The 24,147-nt window shown below is 66.3% G+C and carries 23 protein-coding genes and 1 tRNA gene; 18 read left to right on the plus strand and 6 right to left on the minus strand.

Features of this window, described 5'->3' with window-relative positions:
* The first annotated feature begins 50 nt into the window (after positions 1-50).
* The 5 genes from Q0907_RS07125 to Q0907_RS07145 all read left to right on the plus strand — a co-directional run bounded on the left by Q0907_RS07125 (position 51) and on the right by Q0907_RS07145 (position 6,101).
* Positions 51-998, plus strand: a complete 948-nt coding sequence (locus Q0907_RS07125; RefSeq protein ID WP_299342868.1) for a bifunctional riboflavin kinase/FAD synthetase — start codon at positions 51-53, stop codon at positions 996-998.
* A complete protein-coding gene (gene ileS, locus Q0907_RS07130; protein ID WP_299342870.1) occupies positions 995-3,826 on the plus strand; it encodes an isoleucine--tRNA ligase in 2,832 nt (943 codons plus the stop codon). Before Q0907_RS07125 ends, ileS begins: the two co-directional genes overlap by 4 nt.
* Positions 3,826-4,323 carry a signal peptidase II gene (gene lspA / locus Q0907_RS07135; protein ID WP_299342872.1) on the plus strand — a complete coding sequence of 166 codons (498 nt, stop codon included), beginning with the start codon at positions 3,826-3,828 and terminating at the stop codon, positions 4,321-4,323. The genes ileS and lspA overlap by 1 nt, the downstream gene beginning before the upstream one ends.
* A gap of 196 nt (positions 4,324-4,519) precedes the next feature.
* On the plus strand, positions 4,520-5,470 hold the full coding sequence (gene ispH, locus Q0907_RS07140) for a 4-hydroxy-3-methylbut-2-enyl diphosphate reductase (RefSeq protein ID WP_299342874.1): 951 nt from the start codon (positions 4,520-4,522) through the stop codon (positions 5,468-5,470).
* A 298-nt stretch (positions 5,471-5,768) separates the two neighbouring features.
* Positions 5,769-6,101 carry a hypothetical protein gene (locus tag Q0907_RS07145; RefSeq protein ID WP_299342876.1) on the plus strand — a complete coding sequence of 111 codons (333 nt, stop codon included), beginning with the start codon at positions 5,769-5,771 and terminating at the stop codon, positions 6,099-6,101.
* Between the two features lie 16 nt (positions 6,102-6,117).
* On the opposite strand, the gene Q0907_RS07150 is transcribed toward Q0907_RS07145, so the two are convergent.
* On the minus strand, positions 6,118-6,690 hold the full coding sequence (locus tag Q0907_RS07150) for a metal-dependent hydrolase (protein WP_299342878.1): 573 nt from the start codon (positions 6,688-6,690) through the stop codon (positions 6,118-6,120).
* Between the two features lie 672 nt (positions 6,691-7,362).
* Between Q0907_RS07150 and Q0907_RS07155 the strand changes: the two genes are divergently transcribed.
* The 5 genes from Q0907_RS07155 to radA all read left to right on the plus strand — a co-directional run bounded on the left by Q0907_RS07155 (position 7,363) and on the right by radA (position 10,175).
* A complete protein-coding gene (locus Q0907_RS07155) occupies positions 7,363-7,686 on the plus strand; it encodes a hypothetical protein (protein WP_299342880.1) in 324 nt (107 codons plus the stop codon).
* A gap of 58 nt (positions 7,687-7,744) precedes the next feature.
* Entirely contained in the window at positions 7,745-8,326 is a 582-nt protein-coding gene (locus Q0907_RS07160; protein WP_299342882.1) for a DUF922 domain-containing protein, read from the plus strand.
* Positions 8,327-8,399: 73 nt separating this feature from the next.
* Positions 8,400-8,534 (plus strand): hypothetical protein, encoded by a 135-nt coding sequence (locus Q0907_RS07165; RefSeq protein ID WP_299342884.1) that lies wholly within the window; start codon positions 8,400-8,402, stop codon positions 8,532-8,534.
* Positions 8,535-8,606: 72 nt separating this feature from the next.
* Positions 8,607-8,682: transfer RNA gene (locus Q0907_RS07170), tRNA-Thr, on the plus strand.
* A 104-nt stretch (positions 8,683-8,786) separates the two neighbouring features.
* Positions 8,787-10,175: a DNA repair protein RadA gene (gene radA / locus Q0907_RS07175; protein WP_296280525.1), complete on the plus strand. Its 1,389-nt coding sequence runs from the start codon at positions 8,787-8,789 to the stop codon at positions 10,173-10,175.
* Between the two features lie 126 nt (positions 10,176-10,301).
* On the opposite strand, the gene Q0907_RS07180 is transcribed toward radA, so the two are convergent.
* Together Q0907_RS07180 and ccsA are read right to left on the minus strand one after the other, a co-directional pair.
* Positions 10,302-10,820: a demethoxyubiquinone hydroxylase family protein gene (locus Q0907_RS07180; RefSeq protein WP_299342886.1), complete on the minus strand. Its 519-nt coding sequence runs from the start codon at positions 10,818-10,820 to the stop codon at positions 10,302-10,304.
* Positions 10,817-11,608 carry a cytochrome c biogenesis protein CcsA gene (ccsA, locus tag Q0907_RS07185; protein WP_299342888.1) on the minus strand — a complete coding sequence of 264 codons (792 nt, stop codon included), beginning with the start codon at positions 11,606-11,608 and terminating at the stop codon, positions 10,817-10,819. The genes Q0907_RS07180 and ccsA overlap by 4 nt, the downstream gene beginning before the upstream one ends.
* Positions 11,609-11,733: 125 nt before the next feature.
* Here ccsA and ffh point away from each other — a divergent pair, with 125 nt between their 5' ends.
* The 8 genes from ffh to Q0907_RS07225 all read left to right on the plus strand — a co-directional run bounded on the left by ffh (position 11,734) and on the right by Q0907_RS07225 (position 18,002).
* Positions 11,734-13,104, plus strand: coding sequence for a signal recognition particle protein (gene ffh / locus Q0907_RS07190; RefSeq protein WP_296280624.1), 1,371 nt, complete (start codon positions 11,734-11,736; stop codon positions 13,102-13,104).
* Between the two features lie 100 nt (positions 13,105-13,204).
* On the plus strand, positions 13,205-14,005 hold the full coding sequence (locus Q0907_RS07195) for an aminotransferase class IV family protein (protein WP_299342890.1): 801 nt from the start codon (positions 13,205-13,207) through the stop codon (positions 14,003-14,005).
* A 104-nt stretch (positions 14,006-14,109) separates the two neighbouring features.
* Positions 14,110-14,367, plus strand: coding sequence for a 30S ribosomal protein S16 (gene rpsP, locus Q0907_RS07200; protein WP_296280628.1), 258 nt, complete (start codon positions 14,110-14,112; stop codon positions 14,365-14,367).
* 37 nt (positions 14,368-14,404) lie between these two features.
* Complete coding sequence (gene rimM / locus Q0907_RS07205) at positions 14,405-14,932, plus strand: ribosome maturation factor RimM (protein ID WP_299342892.1); 528 nt, start codon at positions 14,405-14,407, stop codon at positions 14,930-14,932.
* A 135-nt stretch (positions 14,933-15,067) separates the two neighbouring features.
* Positions 15,068-15,826 carry a tRNA (guanosine(37)-N1)-methyltransferase TrmD gene (gene trmD / locus Q0907_RS07210; protein ID WP_299342894.1) on the plus strand — a complete coding sequence of 253 codons (759 nt, stop codon included), beginning with the start codon at positions 15,068-15,070 and terminating at the stop codon, positions 15,824-15,826.
* Between the two features lie 149 nt (positions 15,827-15,975).
* Entirely contained in the window at positions 15,976-16,380 is a 405-nt protein-coding gene (gene rplS / locus Q0907_RS07215) for a 50S ribosomal protein L19 (RefSeq protein WP_241045774.1), read from the plus strand.
* 126 nt (positions 16,381-16,506) lie between these two features.
* Positions 16,507-17,571 carry a hypothetical protein gene (locus Q0907_RS07220; RefSeq protein WP_299342896.1) on the plus strand — a complete coding sequence of 355 codons (1,065 nt, stop codon included), beginning with the start codon at positions 16,507-16,509 and terminating at the stop codon, positions 17,569-17,571.
* A gap of 23 nt (positions 17,572-17,594) precedes the next feature.
* Positions 17,595-18,002 (plus strand): RNA-binding S4 domain-containing protein, encoded by a 408-nt coding sequence (locus Q0907_RS07225; protein ID WP_299342898.1) that lies wholly within the window; start codon positions 17,595-17,597, stop codon positions 18,000-18,002.
* A 68-nt stretch (positions 18,003-18,070) separates the two neighbouring features.
* On the opposite strand, the gene Q0907_RS07230 is transcribed toward Q0907_RS07225, so the two are convergent.
* The 3 genes from Q0907_RS07230 to mutS form a co-directional block, all read right to left on the minus strand.
* Complete coding sequence (locus Q0907_RS07230) at positions 18,071-18,688, minus strand: DUF937 domain-containing protein (protein WP_299342900.1); 618 nt, start codon at positions 18,686-18,688, stop codon at positions 18,071-18,073.
* Positions 18,689-18,830: 142 nt separating this feature from the next.
* Positions 18,831-21,077, minus strand: coding sequence for a catalase/peroxidase HPI (gene katG, locus Q0907_RS07235; protein ID WP_299342901.1), 2,247 nt, complete (start codon positions 21,075-21,077; stop codon positions 18,831-18,833).
* Between the two features lie 402 nt (positions 21,078-21,479).
* On the minus strand, positions 21,480-24,023 hold the full coding sequence (gene mutS, locus Q0907_RS07240; RefSeq protein WP_299343849.1) for a DNA mismatch repair protein MutS: 2,544 nt from the start codon (positions 24,021-24,023) through the stop codon (positions 21,480-21,482).
* Positions 24,024-24,147: the final 124 nt, after the last annotated feature.

Raw genomic sequence — 24,147 nt, forward strand, 5'->3', positions numbered from 1 at the left:
TTGCACCATCCCGGATCCGCCGCCTGGCGCGTCCGCCCTGACAGGATTCCATGAGCAGGCTGTTCCGTGACGTCGATGGCGGGTCTCTGTGCCCGCACGGTAGCGTGGTCTGCATCGGCGCCTTCGATGGCCTGCACTCGGGCCACCGCGCGCTGGTGCGGCATGCCGTGACGCGCGCGCGTGCGCTGGGCGTCGAGTGCGTCGTCGTCACCTTCGAACCCCTGCCGCGCGAGTTCTTCTCCAAGGACCATCCGCCGCCGCGCCTGACCCTGGCGCGCGCCAAAGTAGAAGGCCTGCTGGGCCTGGGCGCCGATCGCGTGGGCCTGCTGCGCTTCGATGCCAGGCTTTCGGCGATGTCCGCCGACGACTTCGTCCGCACCCTGCTGGTCGGCCGGCTGGCCGCCCGCGAAGTCTGGATCGGCCCGGAATTCCGCTTCGGCCACCGCCGCGCCGGCGACGTCGCGCTGCTGCAGGCGATGGGCAGCGAACTCGGCTTCAGCGCCGATGCGATCGCGCCGGTCGAAGTGCAGGGCGAACGCGTGTCCAGCACGCGCATTCGCGAAGCCCTGAAAAGCGGCGACTTCACCACCACCACCCGCCTGCTCGGCCGACCCTATGCCATCGGCGGCCGGGTCGTGCGCGGCAAGCAACTCGGCCGCACGCTCGGCTTTCCCACCGCCAACCTGCGCTTCCCGAAAGCGCCCGCCCTGTCCGGCATCTACGCCACCTGGGTGCACGGCGTGGGCGATGCACCGTGGCGGTCGGTCTCCAGCTTCGGCACGCGCCCCACGGTGGACGGCGTCGAGCCGCTGCTGGAAGCCCATCTGTTCGACTTCGCCGGCGACCTCTACGGGCGCCACATCGAAGTCGAATTCGTCGCCAAGCTGCGCGACGAACTGAAATTCCCCGATCTGCCCAGCCTCACCGAGCAGATGCACCGCGATGCCGACCAGGCGCGCGCACTCCTTTCCGAACACAAAGAACGAGCGACGGCGTGAGCCAGGACTACAAAGCGACCCTCCATCTGCCCGCCACGGATTTCCCGATGCGCGGCGACCTGCCCAAGCGCGAGCCCGACACGCTGGCCCGCTGGGAAAGCCAGGGCCTATACGCGCAGCTGCGCGAGAACGCCAAGGGCCGCCCGCTGTTCGTGCTGCACGACGGGCCGCCGTACGCCAACGGTGCGATCCACCTGGGCCATGCGGTCAACAAGATCCTGAAGGACATCATCGTCAAGTCGCGCTACCTCGCCGGCTTCGATGCGCCGTACATCCCCGGCTGGGATTGCCACGGCCTGCCGATCGAGATCGCTATCGAGAAGAAGTTCGGCAAGGTCGGCGTGAAGCTGGATGCGGTCGAGTTCCGGCAGAAGTGCCGCGAGTACGCCGAGTCGCAGATCGACATCCAGCGCAAGGATTTCAAGCGCCTGGGCGTGATCGGCGACTGGGACAACCCGTACAAGACGCTCGATTTCCGCTTCGAAGCGAACGAGATCCGCGCGCTGGCGAAGATCGTCGCCAACGGCCACCTGACCCGAGGCGTAAAGCCGGTGCACTGGTGCTTCGATTGCGGCTCGGCGCTGGCCGAGGCCGAGATCGAGTACGCCGACAAGGTGTCGCCCGCCGTCGATGTCGCCTACGCCGCGCGCGATGCGCAGGCGGTGGCGACGGCGTTCGGCGCCACGGTGCCGGCGGATGTCGAGGTCGCGCTGCCGATCTGGACCACCACGCCGTGGACGCTGCCCGCGTCGCTGGCGATCTCCATCGGCGGCGAACTGGAATACGCCCTGGTCGAAGGCCCCGCGCACGACGGCAAGCGCCGCTGGCTGGTGCTGGCCGATGCGCTCGCGGCGCGCGCGCTCCAGCGCTACGGCGTCACCGACGTGGTCGTGCACGCGCGGGTGAAGGGCAGTGCGCTGGAGGGCCTGCTGTTCGCGCATCCGTTCTACGACACGCGCGACATCCCCGTGCTGCTGGGCGACCACGTGTCGGCCGAAGACGGTACCGGCGCCGTGCACACCGCGCCCGGCCACGGCCAGGAGGACTACGTCGTCAGCAAGCAGTACGGCCTGCTGGACAAGTACACCGCCGCGCAGCTCAACCCAGTCGATGGCCGAGGCGTCTACCTGCCGTCCACGCCGGCCGCGCATGGCGTGGAGCTGGCCGGCCTGCACATCTGGAAGGCCAACGACGTCATCATCGACGTGTTGAAACAGAGCGGCGTGCTGCTCGCTTTCAGCAAGCTGGAACACAGCTACCCGCACTGCTGGCGCCACAAGACGCCCATCGCATTCCGGGCCACCCCGCAGTGGTTCATCTCGATGGAGCAGGCCCACCTGCGCGCCGACGCGCTGGAAGCGATCAAGCAGGTCGGCTGGTTCCCGCAATGGGGCGAAGCCCGCATCGCCGGCATGGTCGATGGCCGTCCCGACTGGACCATCTCGCGCCAGCGCACCTGGGGCGTGCCCATCGCGCTGTTCGTGCATCGCGAAACCGGCGAGCCGCATCCGCGCAGCGTCGATCTGATGCGCGCGGTCGCCGACCGCGTGGAGCAGGGCGGCGTCGATGTCTGGTACACGCTGGACGCCACCGAACTGCTGGGCGACGAAGCGAAGGACTACGACAAGATCACCGACATCCTCGATGTCTGGTTCGACTCCGGCGTGACCCACGAAGGCGTGCTGCTGGAGCGTGGCCTCGGCAAGCCGGCCGACCTTTACCTGGAAGGCTCCGACCAGCATCGCGGCTGGTTCCAGTCCTCGCTGCTGACCGGCGTGGCGATCGACAAGCGGGCGCCGTACAAGCAGTGCCTCACCCACGGCTTCACCGTGGACGAGCACGGCCGCAAGATGTCCAAGTCGCTGGGCAACGGCATCGAGCCGCAGGACATCATGAAGACCCTTGGCGCCGACATCCTGCGCCTGTGGATCGCCAGCGCCGACTACAGCAACGAGATGTCGCTGTCGCAGGAAATCCTGAAGCGCAACGCCGACGCCTACCGTCGCCTGCGCAATACCGCGCGCTTCCTGCTCAGCAACCTCAACGGCTTCGATCCCGCCCGCGATCTGCTGGCGCCGGCCGACATGGTCGCGCTGGACCGCTGGATCGTGCACCGCGCGTTCGAGGTGCAGGAGAAGATCAAGGCCGCCTACGACCGTTACGACTTCGCCGAAATCGTGCAGGCGCTGCTGAACTTCTGCAGCGTCGACCTCGGCTCGCTGTACCTGGACGTCACCAAGGACCGCCTGTACACCATGCGCGAGGATTCGCGCGGTCGCCGCAGCGCCCAGAGCGCGATGTACCGCATCGCCGAGGCCTTCGTGCGCTGGATCGCGCCGGTGCTGAGCTTCACCGCCGACGAGATGTGGGGCTACCTGCCGGGCGAGCGCACCGGTAACGTGCTGTTCGCCACCTGGTACGACGGCCTGGCGCCGCTGCCGGCCGACGCTGCGTTGAACGCCGCCGACTTCGACCAGCTGCTGGCCCTGCGCGAACAGGTCGCCAAAGTGCTGGAGCCGATGCGCGCCAACGGCCTGATCGGTGCCGCGCTGGAAGCGGAGATCGCGGTGTCCGTAAACGCCGCGACCGCCGCCAAGTGGCAGCCGCTGGCCGAGGAACTGCGCTTCTTCTTCATCAGCGGCGACGTCACCGTCTCCGAAGTCAGCGCCGACGACGTCTTCGTGCTCGCTACGCCGACCACCAAGAGCAAGTGCGTGCGCTGCTGGCATTACCGCGCCGATGTCGGCGCGCATGCCGAGCATCCGGAACTGTGCGGCCGCTGCGTCAGCAACATCGACGGCGCCGGCGAAACCCGGGAGTGGTTCTGATGACGGCCGCCCCCAAGCCCACCGCGCTGCTCTGGCTGCTGCTGTCGGCGGTGGTGATCGGCCTGGACCAGTGGTCCAAGGCCTGGGTTCTGGCGTCGCTGCCGGAGTACACCGCCATCCCGGTGATCGACGGCTTCTGGAACTGGTACCGCACCTACAACACCGGCGCGGCATTCAGCTTCCTGGCCGACGCAGGCGGCTGGCAGCGCTGGTTCTTCACCGTGCTGGCCGTGGGCATCAGCGGCCTGCTGGGCTTCTGGCTGTCGCGCACGCGCCGGGGCGACTGGCGCCAGGCGCTGCCGTACGCGCTGGTGATCGGCGGCGCGCTGGGCAACGTGATCGACCGCCAGATCCACGGCCACGTGATCGATTTCATCCAGTGGCACTGGCGCGACCATTATTGGCCGGCGTTCAACATCGCCGACTGCGCGGTCGTCGGCGGAGCCATCGGCATTGCGCTGTTCGGCCTGTTCGACGGCAAGAAGAAGGCTGCGTAAGGCGGGCCTTGGCCCGTCGCTCGGCGACACACCCCTGCGGTGGGCCAACGCCCACTCTACGGGGCGTATCGCGGCGGATTGCCCTCACCCCGTTCCCCTCTCCCGCGGACGGGAGAGGGGCGTAGGTGCCATGCGGGATCGGCACCGGCAACACGTTTAGCGTTTCATTTTCCCGCCTTCGGTACTATCGGATTCTATGGACGTCCTGCTCGCCAATCCCCGTGGTTTCTGCGCCGGTGTCGACCGCGCCATCGAGATCGTCAAGCGCGCCATCGAGACGCTGGGCGCGCCGATCTACGTGCGGCACGAAGTGGTGCACAACCGCTTCGTGGTCGACGACCTGAAGCAGCGCGGCGCGATCTTCGTGGAAGAACTCGACGAAGTGCCGGATGGCGCCACCGTCATCTTCAGCGCGCATGGCGTATCGCAGGCAGTGCGCGGCGAAGCCACGCGGCGCGGATTGAAAGTCTTCGACGCCACCTGCCCGCTGGTCACCAAGGTGCACCTGGAAGTGGCGCGCCACTGCCGCGCCGGGCGCGACGTGGTGCTGATCGGCCACGCCGGCCACCCCGAGGTGGAAGGCACGATGGGCCAGTGGAACCGCGAAGGTGGGGAAGGGCAGATCTACCTGGTGGAGGACATCGACCAGGTGGCCACGCTGGTCGTCAGCCAGCCCGGGAACCTGTTCTACACCACCCAGACCACGCTGTCGGTCGACGACACGGTGGGCATCATCCAAGCGCTGCAGGCGCGTTTCCCGGCCATCCACGGACCGAAGAACGACGACATCTGCTACGCCACCCAGAACCGCCAGGACGCCGTGCGCGACCTGGCCAAGCAGTGCGACCTGGTGCTCGTGGTCGGTTCGCCGAACAGCTCCAACTCCAACCGCTTGCGCGAGCTGGCCGAGCGCGACGGCGTGGAGTCGTACCTGATCGACGGCGCACACGAGATCGACCCGCGCTGGATCGACGGCAAGCAGCGCATCGGCGTGACCGCCGGCGCCTCCGCGCCGGACGTACTGATCGACGGCGTCATCCAGCGCCTGCGCGACCTCGGCGCCGCCGGCGTCAGCGAACTGGACGGCGAACCCGAGAACATGGTGTTCGCGCTGCCGAAGGAACTGCGGCTGCAGCTCGTCAGCTGAAGTGCCTGCGTTCCGCGTGGCGGCGTTTGCCGTCGAGCGTTCGACATGGGCGCGAACCGGATACCCCGGTCGACGAAAACAACCGCTGACAGACGTCATCACGCAACGTTAGGTGTCGCTGGAACCCAGCGAGTGTCCTGTCTGTCGCTCTATGGCCATGGACCGAGGCTCGCGCCGAATGTCCAGCCCACAGGATGAGCGAGGACAAGAGGTGTTCGCGCTGGCAACGTATCAACCCGTGCGACATGCACAAGGCATCGTGGCAGCCCTTGGGAACAGGGAATACCGGATGGTTCGCATGCATCGCATTGCCGTGCAGTTGTATCTGCCGACGCTCGGATGCCTGCTGCTCGCACTCGCGTCGACCTGGCTCGCACCGGCGGGGTCGCTGCCTGTGGGTGCAGGCGTTTTCGCGAGCACTTTTCGCTGGCTTCCTTATGGGCTGTGCGGCATCGCCGCGATGCTCGCTGTGATCGCCAGTCTGCGCCTCCGACGCTGGCAGGTGAGCGACGCCCTGATCTGCGGGTGTGGCGGGCTGCCCGGTAGCGCGCGCGAGGGTCGCTTCGGTCCGTATCGCACCTGTCCGGAGTGCGGTCGTCGACACGTCGCCAGTGGACGATCGCTGTATTAGCAGCTGTCGCGCCGCCTCAGCGCGACAGCTGTACCGACCACATGACGAACGCGACCCACATCGGCGCGATCAGTAGGCCCCTTCGCAAGATGACTCGAAATCTGGCGCGCCGCGAGATTGCGATCAGAAGTGCGAAGAACGGAAGCAGGATGCCCATTTCGATAATCAGGTTGCGCCAGAGGAAATAGTTGGCGGGATCGAGTGAACCTGCGCTCGGGAGTATGCCGATGGGGAGCGATACGTCCATGGGCCACGGCCACAGCATCGGCAAGCCATGCGCACCCACGAGCAGGTCGAGGATGGGGTGGGAGAGGGCGGCGATCAGCAGGCCGGCGATCGGGACGGGCGCATTGTCCCGACTGCGCAACGCGGTGCGGGCAAGCAGGGCCGCGACCAGCGCGAACAGGAGGCCGTGCGTGACGCGTGGATTTGCGGAATAGCCGAAGGCCCATACCGCGAGGTAGTCCACGTCGGCGCAGATCGCGAGGGCGATGTACATGACCGCAACTTGCCTGCTCGCACCAGGGGCATGGTGGCAGCAGAGGAAAACGGTGAGTCCGGCCGTGGCGTGACCGAGGAGGGAAGACATGGGCGGTTGGTGGAGGTGAGGGAGGTGGACAACTTTGGGGGCAGCGCGTGTGGCGGCGATGCAGTCCAGGTGAGGTCCGGATGAAGAACAGCATTAGATGCCTGTCCGGATACCCGAGTGTCGCTGATACATACCTCCGTGATTGCCGTAATGTAAGGCTTGGAGATGTCTACTGAACCGGGGGCGATTCACCTCCAGCACAGTTCCGAAGCGAAACTTTTAAGCAACACCGAGCAAGGCCCGCTAATGCGGGCCTTCGTTCTTCCAGGTGTTTTCATCGAATGCGGACGAGAGCCGTCCGAGCGCAAAGCCAATGTCTCCGGCCTAAATTTGCTTAGTTCCGGCTTCGGCCATTTGGCTGATTCGCAACCAGAGCGGACATCAGCCTAAGCGCCCGTTTTGCACCCTGCTGGGTCCGGTTTACGTCGGCTTGTTAGCCGGGCCGAGCCGCCCTAAGATCAACCGTATCAAGGGGATAGCTCACCGTCTGTTGCGCTGTGGGTAAGTCCGATGACTGGACCTAGGGATCCTTCTATTAGTTAGCTAGGGGGCATATTGAGTACACCGAGACGTAAACGCCCGAAGCGGCTTTGGGTCGCAGCAGTTCTTACCACCCTCATGTCTGTTCTTGGTCTCGCCGCGCTGTCGCTGCTATACCGAGATAGTGCTGCGATGGCAGTGCTGAATGCTGATGCCTTATCCATGACTCGCGGGGCACTTATAGCTTTGGTGCTGCTTATCGCATCTTGGTATGCGCTGCTCGGTAAGCGGTACGGTAACTTCGTCCTTTTCGCGGCTGCCGTCTTGTACTACGGCGCACTAATAATTCAGAGTGCTGGTTTGCTTGGTCAAGGCCACTCAGTTTTTAGCAAGGATGGAGAGATGCGCCTTTGGAGCAACATCATTCGTCAGTCCTTAGCATTATTGTTTGTAACTTGGGCCACCTTCAGTTCTAAGACACGCTTCTACTTCTCGGGTGGTACAGATGCTCCCTAACAATTCATTCAAGCTGAATCCGCTCGGCGGGTTAGCTTAATTCAAGCGTTAGCCGCTCATGGGGATCAATGTGCACCATAAAAAAATCAGCTCAGTAATTCTGCCCTCGTGCGCCCTGCTTGTGAGTGGTATAGCGCTCGCTGGCGAGCCTAGCTTTACCTTCTATGAAATTTCTGGTGACAGCGCAGGAACTCTCCGAAAGCAACTTGATGAAAAGCGGCCTCAAGACGGGTCTGGTGACCGCTTCGATGGCATCACCGATAATTCGATCTCTTACACATATGAATACGCTCCAACTACGAATGGTTGCAAATTCAGTGAATTCTCTCCTGTACTCGAAACAACGATCACCATGCCTCGTTGGGTTGATGCCGACTTGACGTCAGAGCTTGGAAAGAAATGGCAGTCCTTCTACCAAGCGCTTCTCGAACATGAGTTAGGCCACCGTGATATCGGCCTGAGCTTGTACAAAGAACTTGAAGCGGCCGGACGCAATTTTGAGACAGCTAAAAATTGCGATTCAATCGGTGATGAGTTCGAACGTGTCGCTACATCTTTGTTTGAGAAGTACAAGGAAATGGATCGCCAGTACGATTTACAGACAGATCATGGCAGAAAGCACGGCGCAGCCTTTCTTTGAGAGAGTGGGTCAATCCGACAGACTGGATTGACCGCCTTAGCCGGCGACAACTGCTACTAGAGGCCACTGCCGAATGACCAAACCAATCCTCGCCTCCATCGCCACGGCCAAGGCCAAGTTGGAGGAACTCCGCAGGCTGGAAGAGCCGGAAGTCCAGCTACGCCAGCAACAGTCGGCTGACGCGTATACCGAGATAAGGGCTTACTAGCCCGCTTCCCATCCCATCCCGAACACCCCGCATTGACCCGCCCCCACCCCAACCCCTAAAATTCGCGGCTCCGCCGGAATAGCTCAGTTGGTAGAGCGGCGCATTCGTAATGCGTAGGTCGTAGGTTCGATTCCTATTTCCGGCACCAGTCGTGACAAGGCCCCGCTTCGGCGGGGCTTTGTTTTTTCCGGGTCTCGCCCGCGGAGACGGCGGGCCGATACAGTAGCCGCTCGCCGTCCCGACAGGTTTCCCGTGGCCAAGACCTCCGCCAAGTCCCGTACCGCCTACGTCTGCACCGAATGCGGGGCCGACCACAGCAAATGGCAGGGCCAGTGCGCCGACTGCGGGGCGTGGAATTCCCTCAGCGAGATCGTCCTCGAAACCGCCGCCGGCGCACCGCCCGCCGCCCGCCGTTCCGGCTGGGCCGGCAAGGCCGAAGCCCCGAAGATCACCGCCCTGAAGGACGTGCGCCATAGCGAAGAAGCGCGCGTGACCACCGGCATCGGCGAGTTCGACCGCGTGCTGGGCGGCGGACTGGTGGAGGGCGCCGTGGTGCTGGTGGGCGGCGACCCGGGCATCGGCAAATCCACCCTGTTGCTGCAGGCGCTGGCCCGGATGTCGGCCAGCCTGCCGGCGCTGTACGTCACCGGCGAGGAATCGCTGGCCCAGGTCGCCGGCCGCGCCGTGCGCCTGGACCTGCCGCTGGACAACCTGCAGGCGCTGGCCGAGACCGGTATCGAGACCATCCTGCAGCACGCGTCCGTCGCACGGCCGAAGCTGATCGTCGCCGATTCCGTGCAGACCCTGTGGACCGAGTCGCTGACCGCCGCGCCGGGTTCCGTCAGCCAGGTGCGCGAGAGCGCCGCGCGGCTGGTGCGCTACGCCAAGGAGACCGGCACCGCCGTGTTCCTGGTGGGCCACGTGACCAAGGAAGGCGGCATCGCCGGCCCGCGCGTGCTGGAACACATGGTCGATGCGGTGCTGTACTTCGAAGGCGAGAGCGGCAGCCGGTTCCGCGTGCTGCGCGCGTTCAAGAACCGCTTCGGCGCGGTGAACGAACTCGGCGTGTTCGCGATGGGCGAGAAGGGCCTGAAGGAAGTGCCCAACCCGTCGGCGATCTTCCTCTCCGGCAGTGCGCAGCAGCCCGGCAGCTGCGTGATGGTCACCCGTGAGGGCACGCGCCCGCTGCTGGTGGAAGTGCAGGCGCTGGTGGACAGCTCGCCGCTATCCAATCCGCGTCGCGTGGCGGTGGGCCTGGAACAGAATCGCCTGGCGATGTTGCTGGCCGTGCTGCACCGGCACGGCGGCGTGGTGGTGGGCGATCAGGACGTATTCGTGAATGTCGTCGGCGGCATCCGCGTGCAGGAAACCGCGGCCGACCTGCCAGTGCTGCTGGCAGTACTGTCCTCGCTGCGCGATCGTCCGCTGGCCGAGAAGACCGTGGCCTTCGGCGAAGTGGGCCTCTCGGGCGAGATTCGCCCCGTGCCGAACGGCGAAGAGCGCCTTCGCGAAGCGGCCACGCACGGTTTCAAGCGCGCCATCGTGCCCAAGGGCAACGCACCGAAGTCGGGCACGTTCAAGGGGTTGGAAGTGGTGGCGGTGGAGCGGCTGTCGCAGGCGCTGGAGGCGGCGGCGGAGTAGGGCGGCAGAGAACGTTGTGGGAGCGACGTTAGTCGCGATAGCGAGAATGAGGCCCCGGCAAACGTTGTTGCGTGCGCCGGCCGTGCGGTCGCGACTTACGTCGCTCCTACAGAAGCCGGTCTCGAATCAGAGCCGCATGCCGAGCCAGATGACGGCCTCGGTCGAAACACGGACAACGGGGGTCAGGATCGGCGGCCAGAAAGCGCCGGACGGCATCGCGTTGCGTCCATGATCGTGATGTTCCTGTTCTTCCGCCACGATGCGCGACACGGTGTCGAACGCCTCCGGATCAGTCGTTTCCAACTGCCGCTGCTGCTCCATCAGGTGCTGCAACACCACGCTTTCGACGGCCAAGGTGGTGGCCGCGATGGCGGAGGGCCCCAGCAGGCCGGTCACCAGCCCCAGCGTCCAGCCGCCGACACCGCACAGCACGTAGCTGCGGCAGCGACGGACCCCGCGAAGCTGAAGCGCACTCGAGAACAGGGCGCGGTGCCCCCGCTCGTGTTCGAGAAAATGCTGAAGTACCGGTGCCATGTGTGGCGCCGTCCAGCGCGCCACGAGGATCTGCGCACGATAGATGTTGACGGCGCCGTGCTCGCCCGCGTGATCGACCTTCAGGATCCGATCGCCCAGGCGCGTACTCAACCGCGCCTCAACACCATTTCATAGACGAACTTGCTGCCGAAGAACGCCAGCAGCAACAGCGCCATCGCGGCGAGGGTCCAGCGGACGGCTTTCACGCCTCGCCAGCCATAGCGCCAGCGGCCGACCAGCAGCGCCCCGAACGCCAGCCACGACAGCACGCTCAGCACCGTCTTGTGGCTGAGCTTCTGGGCCAGGAAGTTCTCCACGAACAGCACGCCGGTCAGCAGCGTGGCGGTCAGCAGGATGAAGCCGACCGTGATCGTGCGGAACAGCAGGTCTTCCAGTTCCGTCAGCGGAGGCAGGGCGCGCAGCCAGAGGTGGAATTCGCGCCGGCGCAGGGCGCGTTCCTGCGCCCATAGCATCACGGCAAGCAGCGCGGCGATGGCCAGCGCCGCGTACGCCAGCAGCGCCAGCCAGGCGTGTAGCTGGAGGCGCCAGTCCAATCCGCTGGAGGCCTGGTGACCGTAGAAGTGGTAGGCCGCGAGCAGGACGGCCGCCAGCGGGAACGCCACCACGCCCAGTGCGGCCATCCGGCCCTGGATGGCGACCAGCAGTGTCATCGCCGCCATGCCCAGCGCCACCAACGAGAGCGCGGCGAAGAAATGCATGTCCGGGCCGCCGGGGGTGCGCCAGGCCACCAGCAGGTGGTAGGCGCCGTGCAGCACCACCGCGCCGAGTGCAGGCCACACCCAGGGCCGCGAGGCCTCGCCGGTGTCGCGGGCCACGGAGCGGACCAGCAGGCCGGCGGCGAGCAGATAGAGCGCAACGGCGATGAGAATGACTGTCATCGGGGAAGTGTCGCACAGCGGGCGGCGCCGGCGCAGGGGAGAAGGCGGCCCGCGCTGCGCGGGGAGGAGGCGGAGAGCGGGACCGCTATAATCGCCCTCCGTTTTCCCCTGGCGTGACTGCTTCCATGTTCGAATCCCTGACCCAGCGACTCTCCGGCACCATCGAACGCCTGCGCGGCCGTGGCCGCCTGAGCGAGGAGAACATCCGCGAGGCCACCCGCGAGGTCCGCATCGCCCTGCTGGAGGCCGACGTGGCCCTGCCGGTGGTGCAGGCGCTGATCGAGCGCATCAAGGTGCGCGCCGTCGGCCAGGAAGTGCTGAAGTCGCTGACGCCGGGCCAGGCGCTCATCAAGGTGGTCCGCGACGAACTGACCGCGGTGATGGGGTCGCAGGCCAGCGATCTGAACCTCAACGTGCCGGCACCGGCCGTCATCCTGATGGCCGGCCTGCAGGGCGCGGGCAAGACCACCACCGTCGGCAAGCTGGCCAAGCACCTGCGCGAGAAGCGCAAGAAGAAGGTGATGGTGGTCAGCGCGGACGTCTACCGTCCCGCCGCGATCGAGCAGTTGAAGACGCTGGCGGAGCAGGTGGACGTGCTGTTCTTCCCGTCCGATGCCGGGCAGAAGCCGGAAGCCATTGTGCGTGCCGCCATCGACGACGCGAAGAAGTCCTTCGTCGACGTGCTGCTGGTTGACACCGCCGGCCGCCTGGCGATCGACGAGGCCATGATGGCCGAGATCAAGGTGCTGCACGCCGCCGTCAAGCCGGTGGAAACGCTGTTCGTCGTCGACGCGATGACCGGCCAGGACGCCGCCAACACCGCCAAGGCCTTCAGCGAAGCGCTGCCGCTGACCGGCGTGGTGCTGACCAAGACCGACGGCGATGCGCGCGGGGGCGCGGCGCTGTCGGTGCGCTACATCACCGGCAAGCCGATCAAGTTCATCGGCGTGGGCGAGAAGCCCGACGGTCTGGACGTGTTCCACCCGGAGCGCGTGGCCGCCCGCATCCTCGACATGGGCGACGTGCTGTCGCTGGTCGAGCAGGTCGAGCAGAGCGTCGATCGCGAGAAGGCCGAAAAGCTCGCCGCGAAGGTCATCAAGGGCAAGAAGTTCGACCTCAACGACATGCGCGACCAGCTGGAGCAGATGCAGAACATGGGCGGCATCGGCGGCCTGATGGACAAGCTGCCGGGCATGGGCCAGATCCCCGAGCACGTGAAGCAGCAGGTGCAGCAGGGCAAGGAAGTGCCGCGCATGATCGCCATCATCAATTCGATGACGAAGAAGGAGCGTCGCAACCCGGCGCTGCTGAATGGCTCGCGCCGTGCGCGCATCGCCAAGGGCGCGGGCCTGACGCCGGCCGACGTCAACAAGCTGATGAAGCAGTACCAGCAGATGGAAAAGATGATGGGCAAGCTGGCCGGCGGCGGCATGAAGGGCATGATGCGCAACATGAAGAGCATGATGGGCGGCCGCGGCGGCATGCCGTTCCGCTGAGGCTTTCGCTTGCTGTGGGAGCGACGTAAGTCGCGATCTTGCCTCCGCTCATCGCGACTCACGTCGCTCCCACATTGGATTGAAGCGGAGTTCCGGTCCCATGACGCTCGCTTACCTCAACGGCAAACCCGCCAGCGCCGACGATCTGCGCGCGCTGGCATTGGCGAACTATGGCCACTTCACCTCGATGCAGGTGCGCGACGGTGCCGTGCAGGGCCGTGACTTGCATGTCCGGCGGCTGGAAGAGGCGACGCAGGCGCTGTTTGGCGCCGCGTTCGATGGCGTGACGGCGTTGCGCCAGGCGGCGCATGCGATGGAATCCGCCGACCTGCGCGATGCGTCCCTGCGCATCACGGTGTTCTCCCTGCGCTTCGACTACCGCGATCCTGCGCGTGCAGTGACGCCGGATGTGCTGGTCACGCTCGCGCCCCCTTCCACGGCGGAAAAGCCGGCGCTGCGGGTGAAGACGTATCCGTTCGTGCGTCCACTCCCGCAGTTCAAGCATGTCGGGACGTTCCCGCTGTTCCATTACCGCAGGCAGGCGCTGGAGGACGGCTTCGACGATGCGTTGTTCGTCGATCCTGCGGGGTGCGTGGTGGAGGGGTCGATCTGGAATCTGGGGCTGTGGGACGGCGCGACGGTCATCTGGCCCCAGGGTCCCGCCCTCCGCGGAACGACCGAGCAGCTGTTGCAACACGCCCTGGGTGCCAAGGGCGTATCGCAGCGGCATGAGCCGGTCGCGGTGGCTGAGCTGGCACGGTTCCGGGCGGGATTTGCCTGCAATGCCAGTGGCTTGCAGCCTGTGACCGGGGTCGACGCTGTCGCATGGGGGGCTGATACCGATCTGATGGCCGGGCTGTCGGACCTCCTGCGCGCCGTCCCCTGGGAGCCGCTGGCGTGACCTGCCCGCCCGCGCCATGGGCGGGGTTTTCCTGACGGATTCAATGGCTTAGAATAGCCGGCTTACCTCGCCATTCTGGCGACTGGGCAACACTGGAAAACACCATGGTCAAGATCCGTCTCACCCGCGGCGGCGCCAAGAAGCGCCCCTTCTACCACATCATCGTCACCGACTCGCGCAGCGCGCGTGACGGTCGCAACATCGAGCGCGTCGGCTTCTACAACCCGGTCGCCGCTGGTGCCGAGAAGCGCGTCGAACTCGACGTCGCCCGCGTCGACCATTGGGTCGGCAACGGCGCGCAGCTGACCGAGAAGGTCCGCAGCCTGTACAAGGAAGTCGCCAAGTCCGCTCCGGCGGCCTGATGGCCCGGCCGCGCGAACGGCGCGGCCTTTCCTTCGCATGAACACCGAGCGCCCACCGACCCCGCAGAAGATGATTCTGCTGGGAAGGCTTCTGGGCGCTTTTGGTGTGCGTGGCCAGATCAAGATCGAATCCTGGACCGAGCCGCGCGAGGCCATCTTCCGCTACCAGCCGTGGACGCTGCGCGATGCGTCCGGCGCCCAGCGCGAGCTGAGCGGCGCGCGCGGCAAGGCATCGGGCAAGCATCTGGTGGCCACATTGCCGGGCGTGGAAGACCGCGATCAGGTCGAGGCGATGCACGGGCAGGAGATCCTCGTTCCGCGCGCTGCCCTGCCGCCGCCGAGCGCGGGCGAGTTCTACTGGGTCGATCTGGAGGGGCTTCGCGTCGTCAATGCCGACGGGACCGACTTCGGCACCGTCTCGCACCTATTTTCCACCGGCGCCAATGACGTGCTCGTCGCGCGTGGCGACCGTGAGCGGCTGATTCCCTTCGTCGAACCCGATTACGTTCGCTCGGTGGATTTCGAGGCGGGCGTGGTCACCGTGGACTGGGACCCGGCGTTCTAGCAGTGAGCGGAGAGCAGTGGGTAAGGATGCCGGAGTTCCTGTCGCGCCTTGCCATCATCGCTCCCCTCGCGCTCTCCCGTGTTCTGCCGGCGCTCTTGCTCACTGCTCACCCCTCTCCACTCACTTCTCCCCTCCATGCGCATCGACGTCATGACCCTGTTCCCCGACTTCATCGCCCAGGCCGCGGCCGTGGGCGTGGTGGGGCGTGCGCAGGAGCGGGGGCTGTTGTCGCTGCATGGCTGGAATCCGCGCGACTACGCCTGCGGTGGCTATCGCCGCGTGGATGACCGCCCGTTCGGTGGCGGTCCCGGCATGGTGATGATGATCGAGCCCTTGCAGGCGTGCCTCTCGGCGGTCCGCGCCGCCGATGCACAGCCTGCGCCGCTAATCTACCTGAGTCCGCAGGGTGCGCCGCTCACCCAGAAGAAGGCGCGTGAGCTGGCCTCGCTGCCGCGCATGATCCTGCTGTGTGGCCGCTACGAGGGCGTGGACGAGCGTTTTCTCGACGCCGAAGTCGACGAGGAAATCTCCATCGGCGATTACGTGCTCTCCGGCGGCGAGCTGGCTGCGGCGGTGCTGATCGACGCCGTCGGCCGGCTGCAGGAGGGGGCACTGAACGATGCCGACTCGGCCGTCCAGGACAGCTTCGAGGGGGATGGCCTGCTGGACTGTCCGCACTTCACCCACCCGTCCCGCCATCCGCTGGGCGACGTGCCGGCCGTGCTGCGCTCCGGCGACCATGCGGCCATCGCGCGCTGGCGCCGGCAGCAGGCATTGGGGCGGACCTGGCTGCGGCGGCCGGACCTGCTGGACGAGACCGGTCTGTCCAAGGCCGACAAGGCCCTGCTGGAGGCGTTCAAGGCCAGCCAGGCGGGCGGGGAAGGCGCAGGGTAGCCATCACGGCCGGGAATCCGGTAGAATGCGCGACCCTTGGGCGGTTCTCGCCTGCGGACCCCATAACAATATCGTGCAGCGCAATCCGGCGACTGCATCAGTTTCCGCTGTCGCAAGACACGATCACGCATACAAGCATTGGTGCCAACATGAGCAAGCTCCTCCAGGAATTCGAAGCCTCCCAGATCACGCGCGAGCTGCCCGCGTTCGGCCCCGGTGACACGGTCGTCGTCAACGTGAAGGTCAAGGAAGGCAACCGCGAGCGTGTGCAGGCGTACGAAGGCGTCGTCATCGCCAAGAAGAACGCCGGCCTGAACTCCGCCTTCACCGTGCGCAAGATCTCGCACGGCTACGGCGTCGAGCGCGTCTTCCAGACCCACAGCGCCTCCATCGACTCGGTCGAAGTGAAGCGCCGCGGCAAGGTCCGCGCCGGCAAGCTGTACTACCTGCGCGAGCTGGAAGGCAAGGCTGCGCGCATCAAGGAAGATCTGGCAGCGAACGCCGCCGCCAAGGTCGCCCGCCAGGCGGCTGCCGCCGCTGCCGCTGCCGAGTAATACCGGCTCGAGCGCGTCGCAACGGACGGCCACCTTCGGGTGGCCGTTTGCGTTGGGGCATCGCGTATCTTTTTTGTGTGGGCGGCCCGCAGTGATCCTTCCACTTTCCCATCGGATTCGTGTGTGATGACGCGTGACTGGAAAAGGCGGCGGCGCCGCCTCATGGCCTTGATGGCGGGCCTTCTGATGCTCGGCGAGCTGGCCGCCGCCACGTCACCGAGCCGTCGGTTCACGCTCGACGCGTTGTCTCCCCTTGCGTCGGCTTCGGAACTCACCTCGCGCCTGCTGACGCCCGTGACGCAGGATCGCATCCTCAAGTTTCGCGAAAAGGTGGATTTCAGCTTCAGGGAACAGACCATCGAAGTGGGGGAAGAGCCTTACGAGCTTTTCGTCCCCGAGCCTGCTGCGGACGGAACATACGGCCTGCTGGTCTTCATCTGGCCGGGCGACGAGATACAGGTGCCGGAAGGATGGTGGAAAGTCCTTCGGGACAACCACATCATCTATGTCGCTTCCCGCCGTTCGAGCAATGTCGAGAATATCTTCGACCGACGCGTGCCGTTGGCGCTCCATGGCTACGAGTACGTGCGTAGCCGTTACAGACTGGCTCCCGGACGCGTGTACATCGGCGGTTTCTCCGGTGGCTCGCGCACCGCGCAGCGGGTGGTGATGGCGTACCCGGACGTGTTCCATGGCGTGCTGCTCATCGGCGGCAGCGATCCGCTCGGCGGGGAGAGCGGATTCACGCTGCCGTCGACCGCGCTGTCCCGCGAACTCCAGCAACGTACGCGGTTCGTGTTCTCGACAGGGGGCAACGATTCACCCAATCGTGCGAAGGATGCACGTACCCGTAAAGACCTCGAAGCATTGTGCATGCAGGGCATTCGGCTGGTTCCGCAGAACGGCGTCGAACACTGGGTGCCGGACGGTCGTGGATTCGGCAGGGCCCTGAAGCAGTTGGAGATGCCGGTATCGCAACGTGCGGATGCCGGTGCCTGTGCCGGCGCGCTCGATCAAAGCATCCAGGCGCAACTCGACGCGGTCGCGGCCAAGGTGGGAAGTGGAGAGCTCGATGAGGCGGGACGGCTGCTTGCGCGACTCGATGCGCACTATGGTGGACTGGCGGCCCCGCGAAGCGTCGAGCTGTCGCGGATCATCGCGGAAAAGGCGGGGCTGTATGAACTGCCTTAGCGCGACTCCGTCGGGGGCGTCCGATGCATAGCGGCAGTGCGCAGCCCGACGCGGTCAGGCTGGATCTCTGGCTCTGGGCCGCCCGCTTCTTCAAGACCCGCAGCCTGGCCAAGCAGGCGATCGAGACCGGCAAGATCGAAGCAGGCGGGCAGCGGGCGAAAGCGTCGCGGGCGGTGCGCGTGGGCGACGTGCTGGCGATAACGCGCGGCGAGGACGTGTTCGAGGTCGAAGTGCGTGCGCTCAGCGACAAGCGGGCGTCGGCGACCGTGGCGCAGGCGTTGTACCTGGAATCGGACGCCTCCCGGTCGCGGCGCCTTGCCGCGCTGGCGGCAAGGCAGGCGGAGCGCGCGGGGTATCAGGCGCCGTCGTCGCGTCCCGACAAGCGTGCGCGGCGCCTGATCCGTGCGCTGGGCGATATCGACGCCCTGTGACCGGGGACTGCATGAAGAAGGGCGCCATCGGCGCCCTTCTTCACTGCCGCGTCTAGGCGTGATGCGTATCAGCGCCCGCCGCCCAACATGCCGCTGCCGATCTTGAGGATGTCGCCCAGGCCCAGTTGGCCGTCCCCGTCCTGGTCCAGCACCGCGCCCAGCAGGCCACCCCCGAGTCCGCCCTGTTGCTGCGCGACCTGGCGTTCCTGGCCGAGCACCTGGCCCAGCGCATTCGGACCGGCATCGCCTTGGCCGAGGAAACGCTGCGCCAGGAAGGACAGCACGATCGGCGCGAGGATCTTCATCAGTATCGCCGACTTGTCGCCACCCAACCCGGTCGCCTGACCTAGGCTGGCTTCCGCGCGCGGCTGCGCACCACCGAAGATGTGACCCAGGATGGCTGCGCCATCCGTCTGGCGACTCGGCGCCGAACCGCCGCCGAGCACAGCCCCCAGCACGCTGCCGAGGTCGAGGCCGGCATGGTCTTTCTGCAGGGCACCGAACAGCGCCTCCGCGCCCTGCGGTTGTGCTGCGTTCTTGCCCAGCGCGCCCAGCAGCAAGGGCAGGGCGGCGGCCACGGCGCCGGAGGTCTGCATCTGGCCCACGCCGAGTTGCTGCGAAACCTGTTGCAAGGGCGCGCCCTGCAGCTGGGCGAAGAGTTCTTCTGCGAGTGACTGGTTGCTCATGGTGTGGCCGTCCTCCTGGACGCGATGGGTGGCGCCGATCATCCTAGCGCCAAATCCCGTGACCTCCGTCTCACAATAGACCGGACCGACCGGCGGATCGGGTCCAACCCGCACGCGCCGCGTGCGGGTCGCGACCATCGCGCTACGCCAGATCGAAGCGATCCAGTTCCATCACCTTGGTCCAGGCGGCGACGAAGTCGTCCACGAACTTCGCCTCGCCATCGCGACTCGCGTAGACCTCGGCCAGCGCGCGCAACACCGAGTTGGAGCCGAACACCAGATCTACGCGCGTGCCAGTCCATTTCACGGCGCCGGTCTTTCGGTCGCGGCCCTCGTAGCTGTTGGCGCCGGTCGCTTTCCATTCGGTACCCATGTCGAGCAGGTTGACGAAGAAGTCGTTGCTCAACGTGCCCGGCTTGTCGGTGAACACGCCATGCGCACCGCCGTCGGCATTCGCGCCCAGTGCGCGCAGGCCGCCGACCAGGACGGTCATCTCGGGGGCCGTGAGGGTCAGCAGCTGCGCGCGATCCACCAGCAAGTGCTCTGCCGGCACGGCGGAGCGTCCCTTGAGGTAGTTGCGGAAACCGTCCGCCACCGGTTCCAGCACGGCGAACGAGGCCACATCGGTCTGGTCGGCACGCGCATCGGTGCGGCCTGCGCGGAACGGCACGGTGACATCGTGACCGCCCGCCCTGGCCGCCTGTTCGACCCCCACGCCACCGGCCAGCACGATCAGGTCCGCGAGCGAGACCTTCTTGCCGCCGGCGGCATCCAGGTTGAATTCCGTCTGGATCCGTTCCAGCGCCTTCAGTACCTTCGACAACTGGTCCGGCCGGTTGACCGCCCAGTCTTTCTGCGGAGCAAGGCGGATGCGTGCGCCGTTGGCGCCGCCCCGCTTGTCGCCGCCGCGGAAAGTCGAGGCCGAGGCCCATGCCGTGGAGACCAGCTCGGCGACGGACAGTCCCGAGGCGGCGATCTTCTGCTTCAACAACGCGACGTCACCGGCGTCGATGGTCGCGTAGTCCGCCTTCGGCAACGGGTCCTGCCACACCAGTTCTTCCTTCGGAACCTCCGGACCCAGGTAGCGGGCGCGCGGGCCCATGTCGCGATGGGTCAGCTTGAACCATGCACGCGCGAAGGCCTCGGCGAATGCCTGCGGGTTTTCGAGGAAGCGCCTGGAGATCGGGCCGTAGACCGGATCGAAGCGCAGCGACAGGTCGGTGGTCAGCATCTTGGGGCGCTGCTTCCGGGTCTTGTCGTGCGCATGCGGCACGTCCTCGGGGGCCTCCTTGGCGACCCACTGGTGCGCGCCGGCCGGCGATTTCTCGAGTTCCCATTCGAAGCCGAACAGGTTTTCGAAGAACTTGTTGCTCCACAGTGTCGGCGTCTGCGTCCAGGTCACTTCGATGCCCGAGGTGATCGTGTCACCGCCGCGGCCGCTGCCGAACTTGTTGTGCCAGCCGAAGCCCTGTGCTTCCAGTTCGTCGGCTTCGGGCTCGGCGCCGACGTTGTCGGCGGGGCCGGCACCGTGGGTCTTGCCGAACGTGTGGCCACCGGCGATCAGGGCGACGGTTTCCTCATCATCCATCGCCATGCGTGCAAACGTGTCGCGGATGTCCTTCGCCGCCAGCAGTGGATCCGGATTGCCGTCGGGTCCTTCCGGATTCACGTAGATCAGGCCCATCTGCACGGCGGCGAGCGGGTTTTCGAGGCGGCGCGAATGCACGTCGCCATCGGCATCGTCGTCAGACACCAGCACGGCGGCATCGCCTGGTTTCTCCACGCCGTCCGAACCATGCGCATAGCGGATGTCGCCGCCCAGCCACGTGGTCTCGCGGCCCCAGTAGACGTCCTGGTCGGGCTCCCACACGTCCTCGCGTCCGCCACCGAAACCGAAGGTGCGGAACCCCATGGTTTCCAGTGCCACATTGCCGGTCAGGATCATCAGGTCGGCCCAGGAGATGCTCTGGCCGTACTTCTGCTTGATCGGCCACAGCAGGCGGCGCGCCTTGTCCAGGCTGACATTGTCCGGCCAACTGTTGAGCGGGGCGAAGCGCTGCTGCCCGCGTCCGCCGCCGCCGCGCCCGTCCTGGATGCGGTACGTGCCCGCGCTGTGCCATGCCATGCGGATGAAGAGACCGCCGTAGTGTCCGAAGTCGGCCGGCCACCAGTCCTGCGAGTCGGTCATCAGGTCGCGCAGGTCCTTTTTCAGCGCGTGGTAGTCCAGCTTGTTGAAGGCCTCCGCATAGTCGAATCCGCTCCCCAGTGGATTGGAGCGCGAGGAATGCTGGTTCAAGAGATCCACGCGCAACTGGTTGGGCCACCAGTCGCGGTTGCCGGTACCGCCACCGGCGGTGGGATGGAACGGGCATTTCGATTCGGTGGTCATGGATTTCCTTCCTTTGGCGGTCGGGTGAGTGGGTGGGAGCGGGGTGGTGTCACGCGGGATACAACGCGACGCGGCGACGTCAATCGCGCGTGCGGCAGGGCAAGGCGGGAGCGGCATGCCGATGGTCAGGCAGGAGATGCGCGTTGATGGCTGACGTCCCCGGCGGTGCGTTGGCGGATGGCGACCAGACTAGGCAGTGCGGACGATCAATGAAAATCGTTTGTGGCGAAGAGTCCGATAGCGGTGCTCAATGGTGCGGCGCGCCATCGCCCCTCCCTGAAACTGGTCTCACGATACTCCGCGCGCGTTACGCGGATGTTGGAGATGCGGGCGCAGCCGCAGGGGCGACGGAGGCCGCCCGGCAATGGCTTTACCTATCCGCGCGACCTCGCGCAGCGCGTTTCAGAGCAGCGCCTTGAGCCGATAGAGGGCTTCCAGCGCCTGCTTCGGCGTCAGTTCGTCGGGATCCAGCGCGGCGAGCGCTTCCTGCGCGGCGGAGGGTGTCGCGGCGAACAGTCCGAACTGTTGCGGGGCATCGAGCGCCTGCGGCGCCATGTCCGAGGCGTGCGTGTCGCGACCGCGCTGCTCCAGCTCCGCCAGTCGGCGCCGCGCCTGTTTCAGGGTGGTCTTCGGAAGTCCGGCCAGCGCCGCGACCTGCAGGCCGAAGCTGCGATCGGCCGCACCGTCCTTGACCGCATGCATGAAGACCAGCGTATCGCCGTGCTCCACCGCATCAAGGTGCACGTTGGCGATGCCGCTGGCGGGTTCGTTGGCCAGTGCAGTCAGTTCGAAATAGTGCGTGGCGAACAGCGTATAGCAGCGGTTGCTGGCCGCCAGATGACGCGCCACCGCATCGGCCAGCGCGAGCCCGTCGTAGGTGGACGTGCCGCGGCCGATTTCGTCCATCAGCACCAGCGACTGCGCGGTGGCGTGATGCAGGATGTAGCTGGTCTCGGCCATTTCCACCATGAAGGTGGACTGCCCGCGCGCGAGGTCGTCGCCAGCGCCGATGCGGGTCAGGATGCGGTCGATCGGCCCGATCACCGCCCGCGAGGCCGGCACGAAGCTGCCGATGTGCGCGAGCAGCACGATCAACGCGTTCTGCCGCATGTACGTCGACTTGCCGCCCATGTTGGGGCCGGTGATGACCAGCATCCGGCGGCCCTCGTCCAGGCGCAGGTCATTGGGCTCGAACGGCTCCTTGCGCACCGCCTCGACCACCGGATGGCGGCCGCGCTCGATGCACAGGCCGGGCGCTTCGGCCAGTTCGGGCCGTGCCCAGTCCAGTTCCTGCGCGCGCTCGGCGAAGGACGCCAGCACGTCGAGTTCGCTGAGCGCGGCTGCACAGCGCTTGAGCGGTTCCAGGCGCGCATTGAGCGTATCCAGCAGCGCGTCGTACAGCAGCTTCTCGCGCGACAGCGAGCGCTCGCGCGCGGACAGGACCTTGTCTTCGAACTGTTTCAGTTCCTCGGTGATGTAGCGTTCGGCGCCGGTCAGCGTCTGCCGGCGCGTGTAGTGCACGGGCGCCTTGTCGGCCTGGCCCTTGCTGATCTCGATGTAGTACCCGTGTACGCGGTTGTAGCCGACCTTCAGCGTGGCGATGCCGCTGCTCGCGCGTTCGCGTGCTTCCAGGTCCACCAGGAACTGGTCGGCGTGGGTGCTCAGGCGGCGCAGTTCGTCGAGCTCGGCGTCGTAGCCGTCGGCCAGTACGCCGCCATCGGTGAGTTTGAGTGGTGGCTGCGGTGCGACCGCTGCCAGCAGCAGCGTCGCGGTGTCGTCGTGTTCGCCCAGTTCCGCGGCCAGCGCCTGCAGGCGTGGCGAGTCGAGTGGCTGCAGGTGGCCGCGGATGTCGGGCAACAGCGCCAGCCCGTCGCGGAGCGTGGACAGGTCGCGTGGCCGCGCCGATCGCAGCGCGACGCGGGTGAGGATGCGCTCGAGGTCGCCAAGCGCACGGAAGCCGCTGCGCAGGTCGCGATCCGTACCGTGCCCGATCAGTGTCGCGATGGCATGGTGGCGCTCACTCAGCACGGCGCGGTCGCGCAGCGGCCGGTGCAGCCAGCGGCGCAGCAGGCGGCCGCCCATCGGGGTGACCGTGGTGTCGAGTACGCCGAGCAGGGTGTGCCTGGTGTCGCCATCGATGCGCGTGTCCAGTTCGAGATGGCGCCGCGTGGCGGCATTCATCGCGATGGCATCGCCGGCCGATTCCAGCGCGATCGCGGTCAGGTGGGGCAGGCGCTGCTTCTGGGTCTCCTCGACGTAGCCGAGCAACGCGCCCGCCGCGCCGGTGGCCAGGGCCTTGTCGTCTATGCCGAAGCCGGTGAGATCATGCAGGCCGAAGAAGCCAAGCAACTGGCGACGACCGCTGTCGGGATCGAACAGCCAGGGCGCGCGACGGCGCAAGCCGGTGCGCTGCTGCAGGAATGCGGGCAGGCCTTCTTCGTCTGGCACCAGCAACTCGGCCGGCTCGAGCCGCGCGAGTTCGGCTTCCAGCGCATCGTCGCTGTCCACTTCGTTGACCATGAAACGGCCGCCGGCCAGGTCCGCCCACGCCAGGCCATAGCCCGAGCGTCCCCGACTGATCGTCATAAGCAGGGTGTCGCGGCGTTCGTTGAGCAGGGCTTCGTCGGTCACCGTGCCCGGCGTGACCACGCGCACCACCTTGCGTTCCACCAGGCCTTTCGCCAGCGCCGGATCGCCGATCTGTTCGCAGATCGCCACCGACTCGCCGAGTGCGACAAGGCGGGCCAGATAGCCTTCGCAGGCGTGCACGGGCACGCCCGCCATCGGGATGGGGGCGCCGCCGGAACTGCCGCGCTGGGTCAGCGTGATGTCGAGCAGTCGCGCGGCCTTGCGCGCGTCGTCGTAGAACAGCTCGTAGAAATCCCCCATGCGGAAGAACACCAGCAGGTCCGGATACTCCGCCTTGGCGGCGAAGAACTGCTTCATCAGGGGCGTGTGTTCCGACTTGTCTTTGCTCACGTGGCCAGCGGGGAAGTGGAGGCAAAAGGGCGTTGATTGTAGCGGCTGGGCACCCATGCCCGTGTGCACCGTGAGCCATGCGCTGCCCCTG

Origin of the sequence: uncultured Pseudoxanthomonas sp. (genome assembly GCF_947498795.1) — a bacterium.
GTDB lineage: Bacteria > Pseudomonadota > Gammaproteobacteria > Xanthomonadales > Xanthomonadaceae > Pseudoxanthomonas_A.